Origin of the sequence: Paenibacillus cellulosilyticus (assembly GCF_003182255.1) — a bacterium.
Taxonomy (GTDB): Bacteria; Bacillota; Bacilli; order Paenibacillales; family Paenibacillaceae; genus Paenibacillus_T; species Paenibacillus_T cellulosilyticus.
In genome coordinates, this window is the sequence record NZ_QGTQ01000006.1 from 76418 (window position 1) to 100461 (window position 24044).

Consider the following 24044-nt stretch of genomic DNA (forward strand, 5'->3'; position numbering starts at 1 on the left):
ACTGAACGAAGACAAACGATCAATCTCTCGACTACCATCTTACATTCGTCCATCCGTTCTGGCTTTCTGCGCGATAACGCTGTACCCACTGCTCTGCATACTCATCCGCGAGTTTATCTAGTGCTGGTGGTGCTACCTCTACACCATCTGTCGGAACTCCAAGATACTCGAGCACTTTCAACACTGTACCTTCATAGTCCTGAATGAAGTCCTCGTACACAACAGTCATCGGCGAGATGCCATTCTGCGTGAAGAAGTTCTCAAGAGCGGCCTCGAACATGACACTCTCCTGAATGAGATGATGAATCGCGTCATAATTGTATTGGTCTGCAAGCTCGCATTCTTTCGCTGGAGTCCCTGCATTGCGATGCCATTCATCGGATACGATGGCTCTCCACCAAGATACGGCGAGCCTCACTTTGTTGCGGCGTGTCATGAAGATATGTTTACTGCAGTTCGGGAATGCGGTACCCCATACTTGTGCGCTCGATGCCTCTGCTGGTAAATCGAACAGCTTACGGAAAGCATCAATCCACGGCTGCTCATAACCGATCTTAATTCCGAACACTCCGTTTGGTGTCGATCCTTGCTGCCAAATATTCTCCAGGTTTTCTCGGTTAAACACTGCAGGATCATTCCACGAATAATGCAGCCATTCAGCTGGATTGCCCGCTGCCCCTGTTGAAGCGAGCGCATTATTGAGCAGCGTGCTTCCCGTTCGCTGTGAGAACCATAGGGTATAGCTTTGTGTAGGCTCTATCATCGATGATCTACTCCTTCTGTTTGTGTCACATACTTACTTTCAATAAAATCAATTAGCTGCTGCGCGCATTGCTCGATCGATTGTAACTCCGTATCTATGGCGAGCTCCGGCTGAATCGGCGGCTCATAACGTGCATCGATACCTGTGAAATCACGAATCTGCCCTTGTCTAGCCTTACGATACAGTCCCTTCGGATCTCGCTGTTCGCACGTATCGAACGAGCATCGCACATACACTTCCGAGTACGTCTCCGAATCGAATCGCTTGCGTACTTGCTCTCGCATTGCCTCTGTCGGCGTAATCATTGGTACGAGAACGATAAAGCCGACCTCAAGGAACATGGCGGCTACTTCCGCCGCACGGCGCAGATTTTCTGCTCGATCCTCTTCTGTAAACCCAAGATCACGATTAAGACCCGCCCGCAGCTTATCGCCATCAATGACGACGCAACGACATCCACGATCGATCAATTGCTGCTCCACCAGCTGGCTGACCGTCGTTTTGCCTGAGCCAGACAAGCCGGTAAACCAGACAACCCCGCCGTGGCAGTCAATTGAACTATTCAGACGTTTCCTATCGATTACCTCACCCCCTTTCTCCGGTGCGGTCAATTAATGGGGACAGTTGCTATTCTAGCAACATCTCCCAGCTAAGAATAGGCAACAAACCGTTCAACCCATTCTTGACCTAACTATTGAAATGGTTGTCGTCAGCCTTGAAATCGCACGGCACGGGCGTTTGGTCCCGTATGCACCAAAAAAGCCGTATTGGACACTTGGTCCAATACGGCTTTCCCTATAGGTAACCATAATCTATTTCGCTCTGGTATATACGATCTTCTTAATCGTGTCGCATGACAGATAGAACCGCTCAGTGAGCTGGTTGATCGTCACACCTTGCGAGAACAGCTCACGAATCTCATGATTGCGCTGTTCAAGCTTCTGTCTTCCACCAGACTTGACGCCCCAGCCTTTACGTTCGCCCTCTGGCTTCGGGATATACATCATGACGCCATTCATATATTGCTGAACTTCCCGAAGCAGATGCTCCGGCAAGACCATGTCCGCTTTTACATATTTCATGATAAACAATGCTCTCCTTGTTAATCGATTTCATTATACAAGGGGCAAAGCCTATCACTATAAACATCGTTCTACCTCGTACGAAGGCGGTTTAATCTAACTTCATTCATTCTGCTCTATACAAACAACCGCCGTTGTTTATAGTGTAGACTTTGCATAGAGCAGCGTTTCTTTTGTGTTATCTTCACGCATTCAAATCAACCTCCCCTTATAAACAAATACCTTATTCTTGAAATAATAATATTAATCTCCTAACGTGTAAAGCATTAATCCTGCACTTGAAAACGATAACCGATCCCCGGCTCTGTCACAATGAACCGCGGGCGCGTAGAGTCTTCCTCCAGCTTTTTGCGAAGATGACCGATGTATACCCGCAGGTAATGCGCCTCGGTCTCCGTATAATGACCGCCCCACACCTGCTGCAGCAGCTGGCGCTGCGTAATGACCTTGCCCGCATTCGATGCAAGAATCTTCAGCAGATCATATTCCGTCGGCGTCAGCTTCACCCGCTCCTCATTTAACTCTACCAATCGATGTGCCAGATCGATCATTAGCGGACCGAACCGAAGGATAGGCTCCGACACGGACTTCGCCACATGCCGCAGCGATACGCGGATGCGAGCAACTAACTCCCCCATGCCGAACGGCTTCGTCACATAGTCGTCTGCTCCACTGTCTAGCGCAATGATTTTGTCCTCTTCCCGGTCCTTCGCGGTAAGCACGATGATCGGCAGGCTGGACCATTCCCGAATACGACGCATCACATCCAGTCCCGGCACATCGGGAAGTCCGAGGTCCAACAACATTAAGTCTGGCGGGTGCATGGAAGCGAGCGTAATGCCTTCCTCGCCTGTAGATGCTTCCTCGATATCAAAATGATGGGCCGTAAGCGTCACCTTCAACAGCTTCCGTATTTGCGGTTCATCATCAATGATTAGTATTCTTGCTCCTTTATCGGATGCCTTCATCGTTATTCCATTCCTTCCTCGTGCCTTACAGCTACTTGATCCTGCCCTATCGGCAGCGTCATCACAAGGACCGTGCCTTGTCCGTCCTCATTCGGTTGTGCCGCGATCGTACCGCCATGCAGATCGATAATGCCTCGGCATATGGCAAGCCCAAGTCCTGTCCCGGTCAAATGTCCCGTTCGTGCCGACCGATAAAACTTGTCGAAGATACGCTCACGATCCGCCGATGCAATTCCTAACCCCTGGTCAGCCACCGACAGTATAAAGCTCTCCCCATCCACGATCGCCCGAATCGTAATGACGCTGTAATCCGGCGAATATTTGATCGCATTGCTGACGACGTTCGTCAGCACCTGCTCGAGCAATACTTCATCACCCTGAATGAGCGGAATATCATCCGGCAGCTCCACGCGAACGGTTCGATGCTGAATGCCTTCCTCCACCTGCTTCCGCACAACGCCAATCATATCCTCGATATCACACCACTTGGATCGCAGCTTCAGCATGCCGCTCTCCAGCTGGACGATGCCGAGCAGGTTCGATACAAGTCGATTCATCCGAAGCGCACCTTCACGCATCGTCGTTAGCAGTGACATCCGATCTTCAGCCGAGAACAGGCTGTCACCCTCGATCAAGGCGCCTGCCGAACCAATCAATGCCGCTAATGGTGTGCGAAGCTCATGTGAGACAGAATCGAGAATCGCGGTACGGATGCGTTCCGATTCCGCTGTCAGATGTGCAAGCTTCGCTTCTTCGCTCAGCTTCACGCGTACAATGGCGCTGGCGGCCAGACCGCCGAGCGCTTCGAGGAATCGCATTTGATCCGCAGTAAGCACCTCGGCTCCGAGATTGACGCCAAGCACCCCATGAATGTGGTCTTCTGTGCGAAGCGGGATATATAAGCCTGGCGTCTCGCCGAGCATCGTCGTTCCGCGTCCTGCCATTCGCCCCTGCTGATACGCCCAATTGGCGATGACCAGCTCGGCTTCGCCGCTGCCCCACAGTGAAGCTGCCGAGGAAGGCGCTGCTACGGTCACCTCGTCTTCGTCTTTGCTCGCAGGCAAATAAATCGCCGCCTCCGTCTGGAAGGTGTCTGACACCTGCGACGTAACATTACGCAGCAGCGCTTGAATATCGGTGAAAGCACTAAGCTGCTTGCTGATCGCATAAAGCGATGCGGTCTGTGCTTCCTTCTGCTTTGAATATTGGAGCTGGCTCTTCAACCGTGCCGCCAAGCTTGCCGTCAACGCCGCTACAGTGAAGAAGACAATGAACGAAACCAAGTAGCGAAGATCTGACACCGAGAAGCTTAGAAACGGCGGAACGAAGAAGAAATCAAATGCCAGCACGCCAAGCCCCGCTGCGTAATAAGAGGCTCCTTTTCCCCAATATACGGCACTTAATAGAACCGGGAGCAAATAAAGGAGTGCAATGTTTGCGGTATCGAATGAAAGATCCATTTCTTTGAATAAGAAGGTAAGCAGCGCAATTGCCAGCGTTACCCATGCATATGCCCAATGCCGCTCCAACCGATCACATCCTAGTTATCTATCCAGCTTGATCATACCTCAAAACGGGCTGCAACGAGAACATCAAGATTTCGACCTTGCTGCACGATCGTCTTAATGACGGATCGTCGACACCAATCCAGCCGCCATCGACGCGAAGTTTGACCCACAATCATCTGTGTGCTATTCAGCGCGTTCGCCCGCTCCAGTAGCGCCGATGCAACTCGTCTTCTCAACCTTGTATGCGCCAGCTCGAAGCTGCCGCCTAACCGTTCCGTCAATTGTTGAATGGACGCCAGCCGCTTCTGATCCTTCTCGGACAATTGCTTCGCCGGGTGCACATACATGACATGCCACTGCGCTTTCAGCCGATGGGCGAGCCGGAACCCTTGTCGGATCAAACGTTCTGCATTAAGTGATAGCGTGACCGCGACGAATATCCGTTCTTCGCCACGCCAAGGACCACGCAGCGATCGGCTGTGCTCCCGGGCTTCCAGCCGCTCATCCACGTCGTCGGCAATTTCCCGGAGTACAAGCTCGCGCAGCGCGATTAAATTACCCGTTCGGAAAAAATGTCCCAGCGCCTGATCAATCTTATTCGCCGCATAGATCCGGCCTTCGCGCATCCGCTGTTGAAGCGCCGCTGGCGCCACATCAATCAGCTCCACTTCATCAGCAGACTGAAGTACGCTGTCGGGAACCGTCTCCCTCACACGAATGCCCGTGATCTGTTCAACAGAATCATTCAAGCTCTCTAAATGCTGTACGTTCATCGTGGTAATGACCGAAATCCCTGCAGCCAATATTTCCATCACGTCTTCGTACCGCTTCTTGTTCGCAATACCTGGCACATTCGTGTGTGCGAGTTCATCAATCAACACAACCTCTGGATTTCGTTCAATAATCGCTTGTACATCGAGTTCATGGAGCTTCGCTCCACAGTATTCAATCTCGGCTTCCGGTAGGATTGGCAGGCTGCCGATTTGCGCTGCCGTGTCTGCTCTGCCGTGCGTTTCAAGCAAGCCGATAACGACATCGATCCCTTTGCGCAGCAGCTCATTTCCCTCGCGCAGCATCGTGTACGTTTTGCCGACACCGGGCGCTGCGCCGATATACACTTTGAACGTTCCACGCTTCAATGCTTCGGTCTGCTGCGCAACCTCCTGCTCGCTTAATCGCCGATAGCTCTTCGATGTTTGCCCGCGTGCACTCGTAGTTTCTACAAGCTTCTGTTCGCTGCTCTGATTGACATGGTCCGCGACGAACAGGACATCGGCGTTGCGCACGCTGCCAAGGATACCGTTCACAATTGAGCCGTACAACAGCTCCTTCCATCGACTATGTTTGGAGTGGCCTAATACGATACGAGTTACACCGTATTTCATTGCATATTTGCTAAGCAGCTTCGGGATTTGTCTCCGTCCGTTGAATGGAAGTTCATGCGTATGCGCACCGATTCGGTCGGTTAATTTTAACATCATCCGCTTGAACATACTCTCTTCCTTCGTCAGTACTGCATGCTCCTTTACGAACGAGATCACATTTAATTCGCCATTCAATCGTTTCGCGATCTGTTGGCCTCTTCGAATATATGCTGAGCTGTTCCCACGATATTGCACACAAACGATGACGCGTTCATTAGCACCAGAAGGGCCTGTAAGGCCTTGCGATTCTCGATGTTTCTCCAGCGATCCGTTCACGTCCACCGCCATTAGACGTAATGCCAACTCACGTAATACACCTAGATTACCTCGCTGCTGCATGAGCGGTACATCCTTAACACCGTTAAGGTTTCCCTCGCTTAACCGCTGCAGCATCGTCTCCGGCGTTACATCAATAAGCCGAACCTCATCGGCCAGCTCAAGCGTTTGCACTGGAATGGTATTCTCTGCTCGAATGCCGGTCAATCGATGCGCCAACAGCGTCACGCCATCCAGCTCATATACATTCACCGTTGTAATAACACTGATACCACGCTGCAGCAAATATTGAATATCCTCCAGCCGTGTTGCGAATTGCGCTCCCGGCCGATTCCGATGAGCCAAGCCATCCACAAGCACCACCTCTGGATTGCGCTGCAGCAGCGCTTCCAGGTTCAAGTCCTTCTGTTCTATCCCATTGGAGTCCCAACGAATGCTTGGCACTCGTTCCAGCGTACCGAGCTTCTCTGCGGTCTCGGGACGCTTCATCGTAGACACCGCACAGATGACCACGTCGATGCCTTCAGCTTGAAGCGACTGGCCCTCCAGCAGCATGTGATACGTCTTGCCCGATCCATTCACAGCACCGATGTAGATCTTGAGCTTTCCCTGCTGCAGCTTCGATATCGAAGCAAGTATCTGCTCGGGTGTCTTTCTTCTGAATGAATCCATCCATCGTGCCTCCTGACATCAGGATCTTGAGCGGACTCTGCTTATTCAAAGATCCTCTGTATAAGCCGCCAACGTGATGTGCCAATAAACGCGGAGCAACCCCGCCTATTCGGCTCGGCAGAATAGACAGGGTGGACGTTATTGGGTCATCATAGCTTGAAGCTTAAGGTTCAGCTCTAGTACGTTCACGCGAGGCTCACCGAACAGGCCAAGATCGCGACCTTCCGTTTGTTCCTCCACCAGCTCATGCAGCTGTTGCTGCGATAAGCCCGTCAGCTTGCTAATCCTTGGAATTTGAACCTCTGCCGATGCCGGCGTGATATGCGGATCTAGACCGGAACCCGAGTTTGTCACGAGTGCAATAGGCAGCTCACTCACAGGAACGTCCGGGTTAGCCGTCTTCCAGGCTTCAATGGAATCCTTCGTACGCTGCAGCAATTCCGGATTAGATGGGCCATAGTTATTCGAGCCAGATCCTGCCCCATTATAGTCAATACTCGATACACGTCCTTGGAAATAAGCCGGATTATCATACTGCTGGCCAATGAGTGCGGAGCCAATCACTTCTCCTTCAGCATTGTGCACGAGACTGCCATTTGCTTGACTAGGCATAAACAACTGTGCAAGACCTGTGCAAGCAAGTGGATATAGAATGCCGCATAGTACGATGAACACGATACTTGCTCGAATGGCGACGAATACATTATTCTTCATCTTATTTCCGTCCTTTCGATCTAGACCCAGAGATGAACGATCAGGTCAATGAGCTTAATGCCGATGAATGGTGCGATAATACCGCCAAGACCGTAGACTGTCATGTTCTTGCCGAGCAGCTTCATTGCGCTCATGGGCTTATAGGCAATCCCTCTCATCGCAAGCGGAATAAGCAGCGGAATGATAATGGCGTTGAAGATGAGTGCCGACAGAATTGCGGAGGACGGCGAACCCAGATGCATAATGTTCAATCCGTCCATCTGTGGAATCGCAATCGTGAACATCGCCGGAATGATGGCAAAATATTTCGCCACATCGTTCGCGATGCTGAACGTCGTCAGTGCACCACGTGTCATAAGCAGCTGTTTGCCGATGGAAACGACCTCAATGATCTTCGATGGATCCGAATCGAGATCGACCATGTTCGCTGCTTCCTTCGCGGCAGTTGTACCGCTGTTCATCGCTAGACCTACATCCGCCTGCGCTAATGCAGGCGCATCGTTCGTACCGTCGCCGGTCATCGCAACAAGCTTGCCCTCTGCCTGCTCGCGTCGAATGACGGCGATTTTGTCCTCTGGTTTACTCTCTGCTATAAAATCGTCTACACCAGCCTCCAGCGCAATCGTCGCTGCAGTCAGCGGATTGTCGCCGGTACACATGATCGTTTTAATGCCCATCTTTCGCAGCTGCTCGAACCGTTCGCGCATTCCGGGCTTTACCGTATCCTTCAAGTAAATTAAGCCTACGATTCGATTGCCGATCGCAACTGCAAGCGGCGTGCCGCCCTTGGACGCAATCGCGTTCCCCTTCTCGTCTAAGTCCGCGGGAATCGAACCGCCCTGCGCCTTCACCCACTGCTTAACGGCATCGACTGCCCCTTTGCGCACTTGTCGCCCATCCCGCAGATCGACGCCGCTCATGCGCGTTTCTGCCTTAAAAGCGATAAACTCCGCATCAATTGCAAGCTTCTCGTCGTACTCGTATTGCTCGGCTCGCATCAGATCGATCACGGATCGGCCTTCCGGCGTCTCATCTTTCACCGAAGTAATCGCAGACCAATAGCCAACGGTCTCAATCTTCTCATTGCCTACCGGGATAAAAGAGCTCGCCATCCGGTTACCGAACGTTATTGTTCCTGTTTTATCTAGAATCATCGTATTAATGTCGCCTGCAGCCTCAACTGCTTTGCCGGACATCGCGATGACATTGAACTGCGTGACTCGGTCCATCCCTGCGATACCGATCGCGGACAATAAGCCGCCGATCGTGGTAGGAATGAGACAGACGAGCAGCGCGATAAGTACTGGCGCTTCAATATTCACGCCTGCATAACGTGCAATTGGCGCAAGCGTAACGACGACGATTAGGAAGATAAGCGTAAGGCTGATGAGCAGCGTATTCAATGCGAGCTCATTCGGCGTTTTCTGGCGCTGCGCGCCTTCTACGAGCGAAATCATCCGATCGATGAACGATTCGCCTGGATCACTCGTGATTTGGACCACGATCCGGTCACTGACGACCCGTGTACCGCCTGTAACAGAGCTGAAGTCTCCTCCAGCTTCTTTTATGACTGGAGCCGATTCACCTGTTATGGCCGACTCATCCACGGACGCCAAGCCCTCAATGACTTCGCCATCGCCAGGAATCATCTCGCCTTGCGAGACGACGACGATATCCCCTTTGCGAAGCTCTGTCGATGGCACGGCCTTTATGCCGCTGAACGTACGCTTATTAGCAGATAGCTGCTGTTTGGATTGCTTAAGCGAATCGGCTTGTGCTTTGCCTCTCCCTTCTGCCAGTGCCTCCGCGAAGTTCGCGAAGAGCACCGTGATTAACAGGACGAAGAAGACGGTCAAGTTAAACCCGACATGTCCCTTGGCCCCCATGAAATCAGGGAGCAGTACGGTAAGCAGCACGATAAACGTGCCTACTTCGACGACGAACATGACGGGATTTTTCATCATCGTAATCGGATTTAGCTTCTTAAAGCTGTCTATTACCGCATCCTTAAGGATTGTGGAGGTTAGCATGGATTTACGGGTTGATGATTGCATGGCTTAAAGTCACCTCGATTATAATGGTTAACCAAGTGTCAAATGTTCTGCGATTGGGCCAAGCGCAATGGCAGGCAGGAAGGTCAATGCGCCAATGATGAGAACCGTACCGACGAGTATGCCGACGAACCACCTATTATCCGTCTTCAGCGTACCAATCGTTTCCGGTACCCACTGCTTGCGCACGAATGAACCAGCAACGGCAAGCATCGCAATCATGGAGACGTAACGACCAAGCAGCATGACGAGTCCTGTCGTAATGTTCCAGAACGAAGTATTGTCCGCAAGCCCTTCGAAGCCCGATCCATTATTCGCCGCCGAAGACGTGTATTCGTAGAGCACCTGCGAGATGCCGTGGAAGCCTGCATTACTAATCGCTCCGCTGCCCAAGTCCGTTAGGAAAGCAATCGCCGTCGGCCCAAGAATGATCAGCGGATGAATCAAAATAGCGATCGCGATGAGCTTCATCTCCCTCGGCTCGATTTTGCGGCCGAGAAACTCGGGTGTTCGGCCAACCATCAGCCCCGCGATGAATACGCCGAGAATGGCGTACATGAGCATGTTCATCAGACCAGCGCCTTTGCCGCCGAATACGCAGTTGAGCATCATTTGAGCTAGTGGTACAAGACCGCCGAGCGGTGTCAGCGTATCATGCATATTGTTGACCGTACCGGTCGTCGCTGCGGTCGTTACAGCTGTGAACAACGCCGATTGCGGGATACCGAATCGAACCTCTTTGCCTTCCATGCTTCCTTGCGATGCATCGATGCCAAGTGAGTTCATCACCGGATTGCCGTGAAGCTCTGACGTGTACACGGTCGCGAGGAACACGAGAAACAAAGCCATCATCGCACTATACACAACCCAGCCCTGCTTGCGATTACGGGCGAATCGACCATACACATAAGGAAGCGAAGCGGGAAGCGCCCACATGGACAAAATCTCGATGACGTTCGTCAGCCCATTCGGATTCTCGAAAGGATGGGAAGAGTTCGCACCGAAGAAGCCGCCGCCGTTCGTTCCAAGATGCTTGATCGATTCAAGCGAAGCTACTGGACCGATCGCGATATTTTGCATAGCCCCCTCTAAGGTCGTAACGGTTAACGTCGATTGCAGCGTCTGCGGCACATCCAGTCCAACAAGAATCATCGTGACGACGATTGCTGCGGGCAAGAAGATTCGCGTGTGTGCCTTGACGAAATCCTCGAAGAAATTGCCAAGCGAGTTCCCTCTGCTTGTTATGCCGCGAACGAATGCGATCGCCGCCGAAAAACCCGTTGCCGCGGAAGTGAACATCATCATCATGATGACTGCCATTTGCGAGAAGTAGGACAAGCTCGACTCCCCACTGTAATGCTGCAGGTTCGTATTTGTAATGAAGCTAATTACGGTGTTAAATGATAACGTCTCTTCCATCGCGCCTACTCCGTTCGGATTGAGCGGCAGGATCGACTGTATGCGCAGGATAAGGTAGCTGATGAAAGCCAGTGCTGCGTTCGTAAGCAGCAAAGTGATCGCGTATTTCTTCCAGGTCATTCCCTCACGGTTGCGAAGCCCAATCAGTCGATAGATCCATCGTTCAACGGGACCGAAGATTCGATCCGTCCTATTCGGCTCATTTGAGAAAACATTGTATACATACGTGCCCAGCGGTTTAACAAGCAAGACTAGCACCACTAAGACGACGGCGATTTGTACGATGCCCATTCGTCATCCTCCTAGAATCGTTCAGGATTAATAAGCGCAAAGACCAAATAAATGAAAATGATGAATGCGGCTCCGAGCATTACAATCATCGTGTTTCCTCTCCTTCCCGATCTACCACTCGGCCGCACCAATGGACAAACCCATAGAACAGTCCAAACGTGCAGGCAAGCAGTCCCATTACGCCAATATCAAGCATCCGATCCAACCTCCAATTCCTCTCTCGATCACGATTTTCAATATTCCACTTGCTACAGTGCAATCATAGAACGGGATCGGATAAACCGTAGGTAAAGATATAAGCCGGCGGTATAAAAAAAGTATAAAAATCGGGGCGCTTTCCCATCATTCGAGCCTTTTATCGACAAAATAAAGAGGCCGCCGATAGGCAGCCTCTACATCCTTCAATAGGTCTTACATGACATTGTGTTCATCAGCCAACAGCAGCTTGATTCTCTGGTTTCTTCTTCTTCGCCTTCACCAGAGGCAGAAGAAGCAACGCGCCGATTACGATCATAACCCCGCTCAGCTCATACACCGCAAGCAGTGAGAAAGCTTTCTTCAAGATGCCGGATAAGAACATCCCGAGCACCATCATCCCCATGAAGATCGGCATGATCGCACCTGACACGCGGCCCATGAATGCCATCTCCGTATTGCGTACGAGCAGCGTTTGAATCCCGCCTTGAATGAACGGATAAACCAACCCGCTAATGACGACAAGAACGATCGACAGCCAGATCATGGTCGATGCGCCAATAGCAACCGTACATACCGCCGTCACGAGCAGACCGAACATAAGCATCAATTGCGGTCTCACCTTCTTCGCAGCACTCATGAGAATAGCTCCGCCTGCAAGCATGGCCGCCCCGCTCGACATCACGAACCATTGCAGGAACGATTTATCTTGACCCAGCTGCTCCATAACGACGAAGATCTGCAGCGGCTGCGTTACGCCGGAAGCCAATCCGACGACAGCAAATGTGATTCCGAGCGTACGAAGCGTAGGGTTGGAAGCGATATAACGCATTCCGGCTTTCAGCTCCTGGAAGAAGCTGCTTGAGGCTTCCGACCGCTTCTCCTCCACATCCCGAGGCAGTGTTGCAAGAATCATCGATGAGCAGAAGAACATGATGGCCGTAATGACGAGTGAAGTATGAATCCCTAACTGGATGAAAATAAAGGTGCCGACCAACGGGCCTAGCACGGTGAAAATCGCCACAAGCGTCTGGTACATCGCCATTACGCGCTGCAGTTGTTCACCTGGTACATGCTGTTTGTACAGCTTCATGGCGGATGGCTGTGAGAACTGCGATAAGCTTGCCGAAACGAATGAGCCTACAAGCAGCGCAACCCATCCCCCATAGATTAATGCGACAAGAACTGCAACGACGGATAACGCAGACAGTCGATCACTCCACACCATCGTTCGCTTTGGCTGCCAACGATCGGCGAACGTTCCACCAATCAACGCGAATAGAAAGATCGGCGCGAATTCCGCAGCCGAAATAAGCGACACATCGACTGGATTGTTATTTGTCAGATCCGTCACATACAGCAGGACGGCATAATTCCGAATCCAAATGCCGAGATGCAGCAGCACTCTCGACAAGAAGATCGTTCGGACATAACGATTGGACCACATGTTGACCAACAACTCCTCGTTTACTTATTTACTAAATTACTAATTTACTAAATCAATTTATCCTGAATTTCCGCCCCCGTCAATCCCAAATGTTGCAAATCGTTTCAATTGTACGCACAAAAAGAACCCTCTCTCACCGCAAAACCCGCGGTTGAGAAGGTCCTTCATCAGGGTAAAACTATGAAATTGCCGACCCGAACACCTTCGTTCCTCTCGGCTGGTCGCCTTGGTCGTCAGGTTCGAGCGTAATGCCGATCGCATCGAAAGCCAACTGGTCGGAGGCAATTGGCATCGAGAGAACGCCGATCCCTCTCATTTTCTCCTCGACACGGAACGTCCCTGCGCTTCGCCGAACACCATCATCTACGAGCCACACCTGGTAAGCTTGATCGCCGGAGGTTTCCTTCGCGCCAAACACATAAACGATAAACTGTTTGTTCGTTCCGTTATCGACGATGCAAGCAACCCCGTACGATGGTTGGTCCGGAGTGACGGAGACGGGCTTCAGCGACACGATCTGATCGATATGTGCTGCTGAGACGTCCAGCGCATCCTCCAATGTTGGAATATACTCGGCGCGGCTCTGGATTTGCTGATAGCCAAATATGGAGCCTACGGCAAGCACTAATACAATCGCCGCCGCCCATATTCGTACATAACGCAAGCGTGGTGAACGCTGACTTGTAATCGGCTTGCCGATGTCATGATTCGGCTCCAACTGAGATTGCTTGCTCTCATACGCTTCCGCATCTGCAGCGAAAATAGATTCAATTACTTGCTGCTTCAAATCTGTCGGGGGATCGATAAGGTCCATATCGACAGGGAGCACCTCCCATATGACGCGCAGCTCCTCGAGCTCCGACTGACATTCTGCACATCCTGCAAGATGCGCTTCGAATGCAGACGCTTCCTCTTCCGTACAGTCACCAGACACAAAGTCGAGGACCATACTGCATAGTTTGCGATTATTATCCATATCGCTCATTATGATCGCTCGCTTTCTGTCTTCAGATGTCTGCGTAATATTTTTAGCGCTTGATGCAGGCGGTTTTTAACCGTTCCCAGCGGTTGATCGTACAGCGTTGCCAGCTCGCTTAAACTGTAGCCCTGCCAGTAGAAATGCTCAACAAGCATGATCTGCTGGCTAGATAAGTATTGGTATGCGCCTCGGACTTCCGCATGCAGCGAATCGCGCTCATAACGATCCTCTGGCGACAGCGTCATGTGATCCGGAATTTGCTGCAGCTGTTCCCATGGCATCGTGAGCCTCGAATTCGTCTCTCTTCGCTGCTTCCGCAGCCAATCCGTTGTCAAATTACGTGTGATCGTCAGCAGCCAGCTGGTGTATCGGCCTTTGTCCGGCTTATATTCCGATCCGGTCGTCCACAGACGCATAAACACGGACTGTACGATATCTCTTGATGCCTGCTCATCCTTCAGCGCCTTCATCGCGAAAGAATAGACAAGCGGAGCGTATCGGTCATATAGAATAGAAAGCGCCAGATGCTGCCTATCCTTAATCAACAGCATCAGTTCATAATCAGATCGTTCCCGCATTGTTCTATTCCTCCATCACAGACTACTCATTCGCTAGTGTAGTTGCAGTCGTTCACTTAGAGTCGGGATCTGATTGAACGCCAGCACTTACCGCATGCCCGATTCTTCCCCATCCGCAGCGAAACCTAACGTCGGGATCAACACTCACACACTCGAGCTAATTGCTAATAATAAGACCATCATCCGCTTCAACATCGTTTTCATTCCCTCCCTTAGCGGCTTCCATTAGTAGGAAACGACAAGGGGATTCAATGGGTTTTGATGAAAGCGTTATGAAAATATGGCGCGCCTACACGATCGTTATACTATCGATGCGCGGCATACGTATTCGGTCTCGTAACAGCTCGAATCGCCGCTACCATCTCCGGCGTCAGCGGCGGTGCCTCTGCGGCCGATACATTCAAGCGAAGCTGCTCGCTGCTGCTTGCACCTGGAAGGACAACGCTTACCGCAGGATCGCTCAGCGAATATCGAATCGCCAGCTGCGCCAGTGAATAACGATCACCGGTCAATTCTTGGAGCTGCTGTCGAATTCTCGGAAGCTCTTCAGCGGAGTATTCGAGGTAAGTCCGCTCTGCTTTGGCCGCTCCGCGTTCCGTCAGAATGCCTCCTGCGAGTGGTCCTCGTGCAATAAGCCCAATGCCGTGGTCTCCCAGCAGTGGAAGTACGCTCTCCTCTGCACGACGGTCCAGCATGCTGTATTGGTTCATCACACTGACGATGTTCGAGCGATTCACATATTCGCGTATGACGTTCGGACGAATGGATGAGATGCCATAATGACGAATGACGCCCTCTTTCTTAAGCGTCTCGAAAGCATCAATCGTCTCATCGATAGGGTCTTCGATCATCCCGCCGTGCAGCTGGTATAGATCAATGTAGTCCGTTCCGAGTCTAAGCAAGCTATCTTTTACGGCATTAAGTATGTACGCTTTGGACGGGTCCCATGACCATCCATCCTTACCTTCCATTCGACGATTTCCTACCTTCGTCGCAAGGACGATCTCCGATCGGCGGTGACGAATTGCACGGCCGACAAGCTCCTCATTGCGGCCTGCATCATACAGGTCCGCTGTGTCCAAGAAGTTGATGCCATGCGCCAACGCTTCGTCAATGATGGCTGCAGCCTTGTGCTCTTCTGTCCCGAGCGACATGCAGCCGAGTCCAATTTCGCTTACATACAGGTCTGAGCGACCTAGTTGATTTTGTTTCATATGTATTCCTCCAAGCTCCTGCTCCTTAAGATTGAATGAACGAAACCATCTGATGGTACGCATCCGGGTGCATATAATCTTTCGCTTTATCGATTTTGTTCGACAGAATGAACATCCGTACGAGCGAGCTGCTCGTCTGTATATCCTTCGTATACGGAGACAGATAGATCGTATCCGCATTCGAGGTGCTTCTCATATACTGCTCCAGCTGAAGCTCGTATTCGAGGTCCGTGGAGTTGCGAATGCCGCGAATGACAGCGACGATCCCATTTTCATTGACATAATCCGCTGTAATCCCTTCGAATGGAACAACGATGGCATTCGTCATGTGCGAGATCGACAGCTTCACCATCGCTGTGCGCTGCTCAATCGTGAATTGATGCTTTTTGTTCCGATTATTCGCAATAACGACATGCACCTCGTCGAACAGGTGGCCTGCCCGTTCAATAACCGAGATATGACCAAGCGTGATCGGATCGAAGCTGCCAGCGTATACAACCTTCATCCTACTGCTCCTCGCTTGGCACAACCGCATCGCGGATCTGCTCGAACGTCAGAGGCGTATAGTCCCAGTGCTCGACGCTAACGTTGAAATAGTTGACGCCTTCATACTTCTGCGAATGAATATGGCCATGGACATTCACATACGGCATGTGGAAGTTCATATACATCGGCTCATGCGACAGGAAGAAGAAATCTTTATAAATAATCGGGTACTCGCTCACCTCATCGAAGCCTGCATCCAGCCACCAAGCTCTGGAGCGTCCGCGATCATGATTGCCGAGAATGAGGATCTTATATCCGTTCAACCGCGACACGATCGCCTGCGTCTTCTCTTTGTTCAAGAACGAGAAATCGCCAAGATGGAACACCTTGTCTTGTTTTCCGACAACCGCATTCCACTTCTCGATCATGACCTCATTCATTTCGTCGACATCCTTGAACGGCCGTGATTCGAAGTCAATAATAGGTTTATGGCCAAAATGATGATCCGAAATGAAAAATACGTTCGACAAGGGCGCCAACTCCTCTGCTATCTATTCGAGAATCCATCACATGCTTGTAAACTAGCGTATACGAGTGTCCATGAATTAGCAATATGTCAGGCTTTCTATACAAAAAGAAAAAAGCCGCATTCATCGCGGCTTTTGCGCAGCACCTTACACAGGAACGACTTCTCTCGACAGAGGCGACAGCGCTGTCGTCTCGTCGAAATAAATAAACGCATCGTACCGCTCCGTCAATACGGACGGCACGTAGTTCCCCCGTTCGCGCTCGGGGTGATAGACGACGCCGATCGCTCGATGCCCAAGCGACACCTCATCAAGAATCGATAGCTCGTCCCCGCCGAAAAGCAGCAGCTTATTATCAGGCCCCACCCGATGCAGCAGCTCCTCCCAGCTCTTCGCCATCGCACACGGAACGGGCATTACCTCCAGCTCCATCCCCCAAGACCGTCCGGCAATGACCGTCCCCGTGTATGTCCCATAGCCTACAGCGAAAACCTTATCTCCATACTTCTCCCGCAGCAGTTGGCCGACATTAACCATTCCATCCTCGGCCATATCCGTCGCTCTTGCATCACCAATATGCGTGTTATGCTCCCAGACGATCGCACGAGCGCCCTCGCCATGGAATGCCATGAGCCGTTCAAGAGCGCTCACCATATGTCGGTCGCGTATGTTCCACGAATCTGCATCTTGGCGAATCATCGTTGTGTAGTACGATTCCGCGCCTGCCACTGCTAGGGCATTCATCTCCGTGCTGAACGCACTTTCGCGATCTTCCGGCGCTGCTTGCTGCCACTTGTCCTGAAGCTTGCGAAGAAGGGCAATGACCTCGTCCTCGCAGCTCTCGCCGAACAACGCGGAGGATGCGCCATACCGCTGCTCGTCCCGACCATGCGGCTCGAAGCATTCGAATGCCCGCCGTGCCGCCTCCAAATCGGAGCCCGGCTTCGACTCCAGATATTCGAGAATGGCCTCCATCGATTCCCAGAGACTGTACATATCGATTCCATAGAAGCCGACTTTGTCTGCTTCAGACTTGTCCGAGTTATAGTCGCGCAGCCATTCTGCGAGCTCAACGATCTCTCGATTCGCCCACATCCAAGAAGGCCAACGTTCGAAGTCTCGCAACGCTTCGCGCGCACTTACACCAGCGTCCGCGTATCCTTTGACATAACGATTCAGCGTGTAACACGCGGGCCAATCCCCTTCTACTGCAATGAAACGAAAGCCATATTCCGTAATGAGCCGCTTCGATAACGCTGCACGATCGGTATAAAATTCTGATGTGCCATGCGAAGCCTCGCCGAGCAGAACGAACGTCGCGCGACCCATCTGCTCAAGCAGCTCGGCAGCACCAGCGTCATGAGGCCCTTTATAGGGCTTAGCAAGCTTGCGGATGGCCTCCAGCACTTCATTTTCCACCATAGACGCCCCTTTCCGTATCCGTATTTCACCTATAATGCCATGTGAAGTTTGTTCCAAAGCGGCTATTCCTATACAACAAAAAAGCAAGCCCCTGAATGAATCAGGAAGCTTGCTTGGTTTCATATTCATGAACGGCTATTAAGCCTTCGGTTGAATGTAGCCTTCTGCTTTGAGAAGCTCAGCGATCAGAACTGCACCGCCGGCTGCGCCGCGAAGCGTGTTGTGCGACAGGCCAACGAATTTGAAGTCATACAGCGAATCTTCACGCAGACGACCTACGGATACGCCCATGCCGTTCTCGATGTTGCGATCGAGCTTCGTTTGTGGACGGTTTTCTTCTTCGAAGTACGTAATGAATTGCTTCGGCGCGCTTGGCAGCTCGAGCTCTTGCGGACGTCCTTTGTAGTTTGCCCAACGATTCAGAATCTCTTCCTTCGTTGGCGCATTCTCGAATTTCACGAATACCGTCGCCAAGTGGCCATCCGTTACAGGAACGCGGATACATTGCGTCGTGATTTGTGGCTCGCTTGCTTTCACGATTTGACCGTCTTCCACGCTGCCCCAGATACGAAGCGGCTCTTGCTCGCTTTTCTCTTCTTCGCCGCCGATGTACGGGATCACGTTGTCGAGCATTTCCGGCCAGTCCGTGAAATTCTTGCCTGCACCGGAGATGGCTTGGTACGTCGATGCAACAACTGTTTTCGGCTTGAAGTCGAGCAGCGCGTTCAGCGCTGGCACGTAGCTTTGGATCGAGCAGTTCGGTTTAACTGCGATGAAGCCCGTCGTCGTACCGAGACGTTTGCGTTGTGCTTCAATAACTTCGAGATGGCTTGGATTGATTTCCGGAATAACCATCGGCACGTCTGCCGTCCAACGGTGAGCCGAGTTGTTCGATACAACAGGCGTTCCCGTTTTCGCATATGCTTCTTCCAGCGCTTTGATTTCGTCTTTCTTCATGTCTACCGCGCAGAAAATGAAGTCAACGCCGCTTGCCACTTCTTCTACCTTCGAAGCGTCTTGAACGACGATTTGTTTCACTGCATCAGGAATAGGCGTTTCGAGCTTCCAGCGGCCTTGTACGGATTGCTCGTACGTTTTGCCTGCGGAGCCTGCGCTCGCTGCAATTGCTGTTACTTCGAACCAAGGATGATTATTCAGAAGTTCAACGAAACGCTGACCTACCATGCCCGTTCCGCCAACGATACCAACTTTCAATTTGTTTGCCATTTATTCGTTCAATCCTTTCCTCTATACACAAATATGATATGGTGTTGATTACGCTTTGGACCACATAAGAAGCGGTTTTCTCACTGCATTAGAATTTCTCACTGACTCCATTGTAGACTATTCGGTATTACGCTGGAACAACAAAAAAATCCCACCCCCAAGACTTAAAATAAAAGTCTTAGGGATGAGATTGTATTCTCATGGTACCACCCTAGATTCGCTAAAACGTCGCCGTAGTTAGCCTCGTCGAGTACGGCTTTACGTAAGTAAAGCTTATACTCCAGCTCTGTAACAGGAGCTCCTGTCACGCCACCCCTCATCATCAGTAGTTCCGGCGTGCTGCTCTGAGCCTTTTTTCAATAAACAGTGCTTTGCTCCTTTCCAGCTGCCGGAGCTCTCTGTAAAAGCCTTCGTTTACCTACTCTTCTCTTCGTCGCATTTAATATTGGCTATAGCGTATCAAATTTTTACCGTCTGGTAAACTATTATTTTGAAAAAAATTAGTTCATCACCTTATTTTTCTTATCTGAAGACGACTGCCTCGCAAAATCTATTGATGGCTAAATGAAAACAACACTTCACCTGACAACGAATCGACAACGACATTATTTTCAGTGAAAATGACGCGTTTCGATTTGCTGCCCTCCACATTGCCGCCCGCTGCCGGAAACCGTACACCTTTAAATGTCACGATAAAAACAGGCGTTTCCTTTAAACCATCTTTTAATTTAACGTTTTTTTGAATTGCAGCTTCCGAGAAGGTCTGAATATCTGGGGCCGTTAATAGTTGATACTCGACCTTTACACTCTTCGCAATAGAGGAAAGTGTAAAATAACCTGATGCTGCCTGAATCGCTTCACGTTCGGAAAGTGCTGCAGTTTCCTTAGGTTTGTGCAGCGTAATGTTGGAGTTCGTAAGAAACTAAACCAATACATTCTCCTTCTTCGGGGTCTACGGTAATCGAATTACCTTCAGTCCGGTCATACTACTCCATTTGATAATTGAAGTGTGTCGAGATAAATGTAAGAGTACATAATTTATATTATGTTAACTTAAAACAACAAGAATACGTTTCAACCTCATCCTCTAAACGACCTCTTCATGCAAACTAATGGTTGCCCAGTTAGACGCTGCTCATCCATCGAAAGTAAGAAAGTCGAATAAAGCAGAAGAAGGCCCGCTCTCTCGGCCTTCTTCTCTTCGCTTATTCACTTTACGTTCCGCAGAATGTGCGGTAATTGCAATTCGGCTGTTCAGGCAGTACAGCGTATTCGGCCTGTTCCTCCGTATGGGCATAGGGATGAGCAAGCACACGTAATAGCTGCTCCATCACACTGTAATCGCCCTTTATCGCCGCACTCAGCGCTTCCTCCACCCGATGGTTGCGAGGAATGACTGCCGGATTGCTGCGCCGCATAAGGTCATGCGCATCCTCCAGCGATGCGGCTTGACGCCCTCTTCTGACGAGCCAGCGATCGAGCCAAGCTGCGAAATCTTCATGTGCTTGCAGCTCCGGGAGATCCTCGAACCGATCGAACGTAAGCGCGACGAACGTATTCGTATAGTCCGCTTTCGTCTTCTGCATCATAATGAGCAGCTCTTCGATGAGTTCTTCGTCCTCTTCTTCGTGATCTGCCAGTCCCAGCTTCGCTCGCATTCCGGCAAGCCAATGCTGATGATACCAGTCGACATATTGCTGCAGCTCGTCTTCGGCCAGCTTCACCGCTTCCTCTTCGTTCTCATGCAGCAGCGGAAGCAGCGCTTCGGCTAGTCGCGTTAGATTCCAACCGCCAATGCGCGGCTGATTGACGTACGCATAACGTCCTTGCGTATCGATGGAGCTGAATACGGTCGCAGGATCGAATGCATCCATAAATGCGCATGGGCCGTAGTCAATCGTCTCCCCGCTGATCGTCATATTATCGGTGTTCATGACCCCGTGAATGAAGCCGACCAGCTGCCATTTTGCTATGAGTGATGCCTGCCGTTCAATAACCTTGCGCAGCAGCACCTGATAGCGGTTGTCCCCTTCTTCAACGACTGCATTGGGAAAATGCCGCTGCAGCGCATAGTCCGCGAGCTCGCGCAGATCCTCACGCGTTCCCCATGCCGCAGCGAATTGGAACGTGCCGACCCGCAGATGACTGGCCGCCACTCGCGTCAAGACGGCGCCTGGCAGCGGCGTTTCGCGATACACCGGCTCGCCTGTCGTCACGACCGCTAGGCTGCGTGTCGTCGGAATACCAAGTCCATGCATCGCTTCGCTGATAATGTATTCCCGCAGCATCGGGCCAAGGGCAGCACGACCATCGCCGCCGCGGGAATACGGCGTTCTGCCAGAACCTTTGAGCTGAATATCGAACCGCTCGCCATTAGGTGTAATCTGTTCACCGAGCAGCAGCGCACGACCATCGCCCAGTCGATTGAAATGTCCGAATTGATGACCGCCATACGCTTGCGCAATGGGTTCTGAGCCGTCAGGCAGCGCATTGCCAGCAAATATCGCAACGCTGTCACTGTTCCTTAGCGCATCGGCATTGAGCCCAAGCGACGCAGCCACTGGCTCATTCAGAATGACAAGTGCCGGTTCCTCCACCTCCGTCGGGCTGACGCTTGCGAATAAGTTTTCAGAGAGACGCGCATAGCTATTGTCGAGGTTCCATCCTGCTTTTAATTCTGTCATCGTATCTCCTTCTTCAAGCCCATGTGGTTGTCTGCTTGGATAATCATTAGTAGTATGAGCCAAAGCCGTGCACCCTATTTCGTGGCGGAAACTTAAGCTACGTGCCTCTTCTGCCCCAGCCGAATACACGAACATGCACGATGCCTTTGGATATCCAATGCGCTGCAATATACAGCACGATGAACCCAAGTAACAACGGTCTGAAAATAATACCCGCAACTATCCAGATCGCCAGAATTTGCCAAGGCTTAAGTCTCCGCAGAAACTTCGTAGGCCACAGCACGGCTCGATAGAGCCATTGACTTTGCTGCAGCGCTGAAAGATATTCATCCCGGTGCTGTTTATTGTCCGGATCTATCCGAACTACCGTCCTCATATACGTTTCCTGCAGCTTGTAATCGCCGCGAGTCCCTGCCGCCCAAGCCAAGTACATCAGAAGCTGAGGGTTCTCGCTATCATATTGAATCGCCTGCCGATCCAAACGATGACTCTCTGACACATTCCCGAGCAATGCTTCCGTATAGCTGAGAATTGCCAGCAGCATCGGAGATTGCGAATCAATAGCGAGCGCTTGTAGAATCTTCTCTTTCGCTTCCTTGTACTTGCCTTTCTTGTTCAACAGATTGGCATGGAAGAAATAATAGTTTGTTTCATACGGATCGATTCGTTGTGCTTCTGGCAGCGCTTCATAGAAAGCTGCATCGTCATCTCGTTCATAGTAAACAACAATCCGAATGTACCATGCCATTTGATGATCGGGATCTTGCTTCAGGGCTTCATCCGACCAGTGTAAAGCTTTCTCATGATCGCTCATCCCCAGATAGATTTGCCCCAGCAGGGCAAACAAATCAGGATCCTCAGGCTGCTTTCGGAGGAGCTGCTGTGTTTCTTCTAGCGCTTCTTTATATCGTCTCCAAGAAATAAGCTGGTACACCGCTCTCAGAGCCTGGTCATTAGATTCGTACACAACAATCTACCTCCTCTCATGCTGCAAGCTACTTAACCCCATGCTTCTTCATATAGTCCAAAATAACTTGATAATCCTTATTCACATCACTGAAGGTCGCGTAATTACGAGCTGTTGAGAACCATTCCAATGTCGTCGCTTTGCGAGATTTCAACGCGTTCTTCATGTCGTTCTGTGTGATCGGCTCGATCTCACCCGATTCGAACATCCGTTCAAGCGCGGACTCTACCGCATCTTGCACGAGCTGCTCAAGATCGGCTCCGGAGAACAAGCGCGTATCCGCAGCGATCTTCTTCAGATCAATAGAGCCCATCGGTTTACCCGCTAGCTTGAGCTGCAGGATCGTCTCACGCTCTGTCTCTTCAGGCGGCGGTACGAACACCAAGTGATTGAACCGGCCTGGACGACGCAGTGCAGAGTCCAGATACCACGGCGTATTCGTCGCGCCGATGACGAACACATTGTCATTCTGCGCCTGCAGACCATCGAGCTCAAGCAGCAGCTGGTTAACGAGCATCCGATCGTGATGCTGACGCATTTGATGACGGGAGCCACCCATCGCGTCCAGCTCGTCGATGAAGATAACACAAGGTTTATTCAATCTTGCCTTCTCGAAAATATCATGCAAATTATGCTCCGTCTGTCCTGCATACATTGATAGAATCGCCTGCAGCTCGATATGCATGAAGTTTGCATCGATCTCGCCTGCCACTGCACGCGCCAAGAACGTCTTGCCGCAGCCCGGAGGACCGAACAACAGCAAGCTTCCGCCGGCCTCTTTACCATAAGCAGCGAACAACTCCGGCTGCTTCAACGGCATGATAAAGTTCATGCGAATCTTCTTCTTCACATCTTCCAAACCGCCAACGTCAGCGAAGGTCTCCTTTGGTTTATCGGATTCTACTAGCGATTGATCGTCTTTATTGAATTGAATGAGCTTCAAGTTTTTCCTTCTACGCTCTGCAAGTTCATCGAAATCTGACATCTATTTCACTCCTTCGGCATAATTCCAATATTTCTCTTTGTTACATTTTACAATAGAACCAGCATGTAACTCTACCAATTCCAGCGTCTTATACGATTAGAGAAATATAAATTCTGTTACAATTTCACAAAATAAAAAGGCTGGGCAGTATCCTGCTCAGCCTTT

The 24044-nt window shown here is 51.0% G+C and carries 21 protein-coding genes and 1 other annotated feature; all 21 genes read right to left on the reverse strand.

Annotation, left to right across the window (positions count from 1 at the left end; all coding sequences use genetic code 11):
• Positions 1-31: 31 nt before the first annotated feature.
• Positions 32-763, reverse strand: coding sequence for a Stf0 family sulfotransferase (locus tag DFQ01_RS10795; protein WP_110043912.1), 732 nt, complete (start codon positions 761-763; stop codon positions 32-34).
• Entirely contained in the window at positions 760-1374 is a 615-nt protein-coding gene (cysC, locus tag DFQ01_RS10800) for an adenylyl-sulfate kinase (protein ID WP_110043913.1), read from the reverse strand. Before cysC ends, DFQ01_RS10795 begins: the two co-directional genes overlap by 4 nt.
• A 201-nt stretch (positions 1375-1575) precedes the next feature.
• Entirely contained in the window at positions 1576-1845 is a 270-nt protein-coding gene (locus DFQ01_RS10805; RefSeq protein WP_110043914.1) for a CD3324 family protein, read from the reverse strand.
• A 266-nt stretch (positions 1846-2111) separates the two neighbouring features.
• A complete protein-coding gene (locus tag DFQ01_RS10810) occupies positions 2112-2813 on the reverse strand; it encodes a response regulator (protein WP_110043915.1) in 702 nt (233 codons plus the stop codon).
• Between the two features lie 2 nt (positions 2814-2815).
• Positions 2816-4342: an ATP-binding protein gene (locus DFQ01_RS10815; RefSeq protein ID WP_110043916.1), complete on the reverse strand. Its 1527-nt coding sequence runs from the start codon at positions 4340-4342 to the stop codon at positions 2816-2818.
• A gap of 32 nt (positions 4343-4374) precedes the next feature.
• A complete protein-coding gene (locus tag DFQ01_RS10820) occupies positions 4375-6693 on the reverse strand; it encodes a universal stress protein (RefSeq protein ID WP_110043917.1) in 2319 nt (772 codons plus the stop codon).
• A gap of 138 nt (positions 6694-6831) precedes the next feature.
• A complete protein-coding gene (gene kdpC, locus DFQ01_RS10825; RefSeq protein WP_110043918.1) occupies positions 6832-7407 on the reverse strand; it encodes a potassium-transporting ATPase subunit KdpC in 576 nt (191 codons plus the stop codon).
• 20 nt (positions 7408-7427) lie between these two features.
• Positions 7428-9461: a potassium-transporting ATPase subunit KdpB gene (gene kdpB, locus DFQ01_RS10830; RefSeq protein ID WP_110043919.1), complete on the reverse strand. Its 2034-nt coding sequence runs from the start codon at positions 9459-9461 to the stop codon at positions 7428-7430.
• A 27-nt stretch (positions 9462-9488) separates the two neighbouring features.
• Positions 9489-11168 carry a potassium-transporting ATPase subunit KdpA gene (gene kdpA, locus DFQ01_RS10835; RefSeq protein WP_110043920.1) on the reverse strand — a complete coding sequence of 560 codons (1680 nt, stop codon included), beginning with the start codon at positions 11166-11168 and terminating at the stop codon, positions 9489-9491.
• An 11-nt stretch (positions 11169-11179) separates the two neighbouring features.
• Positions 11180-11257, reverse strand: coding sequence for a K(+)-transporting ATPase subunit F (kdpF, locus tag DFQ01_RS32115; RefSeq protein ID WP_425452385.1), 78 nt, complete (start codon positions 11255-11257; stop codon positions 11180-11182).
• Positions 11258-11598: 341 nt separating this feature from the next.
• A complete protein-coding gene (locus DFQ01_RS10845; RefSeq protein ID WP_110043922.1) occupies positions 11599-12810 on the reverse strand; it encodes an MFS transporter in 1212 nt (403 codons plus the stop codon).
• Positions 12811-12988: 178 nt separating this feature from the next.
• Positions 12989-13795: an anti-sigma factor gene (locus tag DFQ01_RS10850; RefSeq protein WP_110043923.1), complete on the reverse strand. Its 807-nt coding sequence runs from the start codon at positions 13793-13795 to the stop codon at positions 12989-12991.
• The gene (locus DFQ01_RS10855; protein WP_110043924.1) at positions 13795-14367 is read right to left on the reverse strand and encodes an RNA polymerase sigma factor; all 573 of its coding nucleotides are present in this window, start codon (positions 14365-14367) and stop codon (positions 13795-13797) included. The genes DFQ01_RS10850 and DFQ01_RS10855 overlap by 1 nt, the downstream gene beginning before the upstream one ends.
• Before the next feature lie 305 nt (positions 14368-14672).
• The gene (locus DFQ01_RS10860) at positions 14673-15581 is read right to left on the reverse strand and encodes an aldo/keto reductase (protein WP_110043925.1); all 909 of its coding nucleotides are present in this window, start codon (positions 15579-15581) and stop codon (positions 14673-14675) included.
• 25 nt (positions 15582-15606) lie between these two features.
• Positions 15607-16086, reverse strand: a complete 480-nt coding sequence (gene coaD, locus DFQ01_RS10865) for a pantetheine-phosphate adenylyltransferase (RefSeq protein ID WP_110043926.1) — start codon at positions 16084-16086, stop codon at positions 15607-15609.
• Between the two features lies 1 nt (position 16087).
• Positions 16088-16597: a phosphoesterase gene (locus DFQ01_RS10870; protein WP_110043927.1), complete on the reverse strand. Its 510-nt coding sequence runs from the start codon at positions 16595-16597 to the stop codon at positions 16088-16090.
• Positions 16598-16741: 144 nt separating this feature from the next.
• Entirely contained in the window at positions 16742-18016 is a 1275-nt protein-coding gene (locus DFQ01_RS10875; protein ID WP_110043928.1) for an erythromycin esterase family protein, read from the reverse strand.
• A gap of 138 nt (positions 18017-18154) precedes the next feature.
• Positions 18155-19243, reverse strand: a complete 1089-nt coding sequence (asd, locus tag DFQ01_RS10880; RefSeq protein ID WP_110043929.1) for an aspartate-semialdehyde dehydrogenase — start codon at positions 19241-19243, stop codon at positions 18155-18157.
• Positions 19244-19420: 177 nt separating this feature from the next.
• Positions 19421-19686 (reverse strand) — a binding site (T-box leader).
• 771 nt (positions 19687-20457) lie between these two features.
• The gene (locus DFQ01_RS10885; RefSeq protein ID WP_110043930.1) at positions 20458-21927 is read right to left on the reverse strand and encodes a protein adenylyltransferase SelO; all 1470 of its coding nucleotides are present in this window, start codon (positions 21925-21927) and stop codon (positions 20458-20460) included.
• A gap of 97 nt (positions 21928-22024) precedes the next feature.
• Positions 22025-22894 (reverse strand): tetratricopeptide repeat protein, encoded by an 870-nt coding sequence (locus tag DFQ01_RS10890; RefSeq protein WP_110043931.1) that lies wholly within the window; start codon positions 22892-22894, stop codon positions 22025-22027.
• Between the two features lie 28 nt (positions 22895-22922).
• Entirely contained in the window at positions 22923-23879 is a 957-nt protein-coding gene (locus DFQ01_RS10895; RefSeq protein ID WP_110043932.1) for an ATP-binding protein, read from the reverse strand.
• Positions 23880-24044 lie beyond the last annotated feature (165 nt).

Excerpts from the sequence above, each read along its gene's own strand:
- DFQ01_RS10795 (WP_110043912.1), bottom strand. The coding sequence starts at position 763 with ATGATAGAGCCTACACAAAGCTATACCCTATGGTTCTCACAGCGAACG.
- DFQ01_RS10805 (WP_110043914.1), bottom strand. The coding sequence starts at position 1,845 with ATGAAATATGTAAAAGCGGACATGGTCTTGCCGGAGCATCTGCTTCGG.
- DFQ01_RS10810 (WP_110043915.1), bottom strand. The coding sequence starts at position 2,813 with ATGAAGGCATCCGATAAAGGAGCAAGAATACTAATCATTGATGATGAA.
- DFQ01_RS10820 (WP_110043917.1), bottom strand. The coding sequence starts at position 6,693 with ATGGATTCATTCAGAAGAAAGACACCCGAGCAGATACTTGCTTCGATA.
- kdpC (WP_110043918.1), bottom strand. The coding sequence starts at position 7,407 with ATGAAGAATAATGTATTCGTCGCCATTCGAGCAAGTATCGTGTTCATC.
- kdpB (WP_110043919.1), bottom strand. The coding sequence starts at position 9,461 with ATGCAATCATCAACCCGTAAATCCATGCTAACCTCCACAATCCTTAAG.
- kdpA (WP_110043920.1), bottom strand. The coding sequence starts at position 11,168 with ATGGGCATCGTACAAATCGCCGTCGTCTTAGTGGTGCTAGTCTTGCTT.
- kdpF (WP_425452385.1), bottom strand. The coding sequence starts at position 11,257 with ATGATTGTAATGCTCGGAGCCGCATTCATCATTTTCATTTATTTGGTC.
- DFQ01_RS10845 (WP_110043922.1), bottom strand. The coding sequence starts at position 12,810 with ATGTGGTCCAATCGTTATGTCCGAACGATCTTCTTGTCGAGAGTGCTG.
- DFQ01_RS10850 (WP_110043923.1), bottom strand. The coding sequence starts at position 13,795 with ATGAGCGATATGGATAATAATCGCAAACTATGCAGTATGGTCCTCGAC.
- DFQ01_RS10855 (WP_110043924.1), bottom strand. The coding sequence starts at position 14,367 with ATGCGGGAACGATCTGATTATGAACTGATGCTGTTGATTAAGGATAGG.
- DFQ01_RS10860 (WP_110043925.1), bottom strand. The coding sequence starts at position 15,581 with ATGAAACAAAATCAACTAGGTCGCTCAGACCTGTATGTAAGCGAAATT.
- coaD (WP_110043926.1), bottom strand. The coding sequence starts at position 16,086 with ATGAAGGTTGTATACGCTGGCAGCTTCGATCCGATCACGCTTGGTCAT.
- DFQ01_RS10875 (WP_110043928.1), bottom strand. The coding sequence starts at position 18,016 with ATGGTGGAAAATGAAGTGCTGGAGGCCATCCGCAAGCTTGCTAAGCCC.
- asd (WP_110043929.1), bottom strand. The coding sequence starts at position 19,243 with ATGGCAAACAAATTGAAAGTTGGTATCGTTGGCGGAACGGGCATGGTA.
- DFQ01_RS10885 (WP_110043930.1), bottom strand. The coding sequence starts at position 21,927 with ATGACAGAATTAAAAGCAGGATGGAACCTCGACAATAGCTATGCGCGT.
- DFQ01_RS10895 (WP_110043932.1), bottom strand. The coding sequence starts at position 23,879 with ATGTCAGATTTCGATGAACTTGCAGAGCGTAGAAGGAAAAACTTGAAG.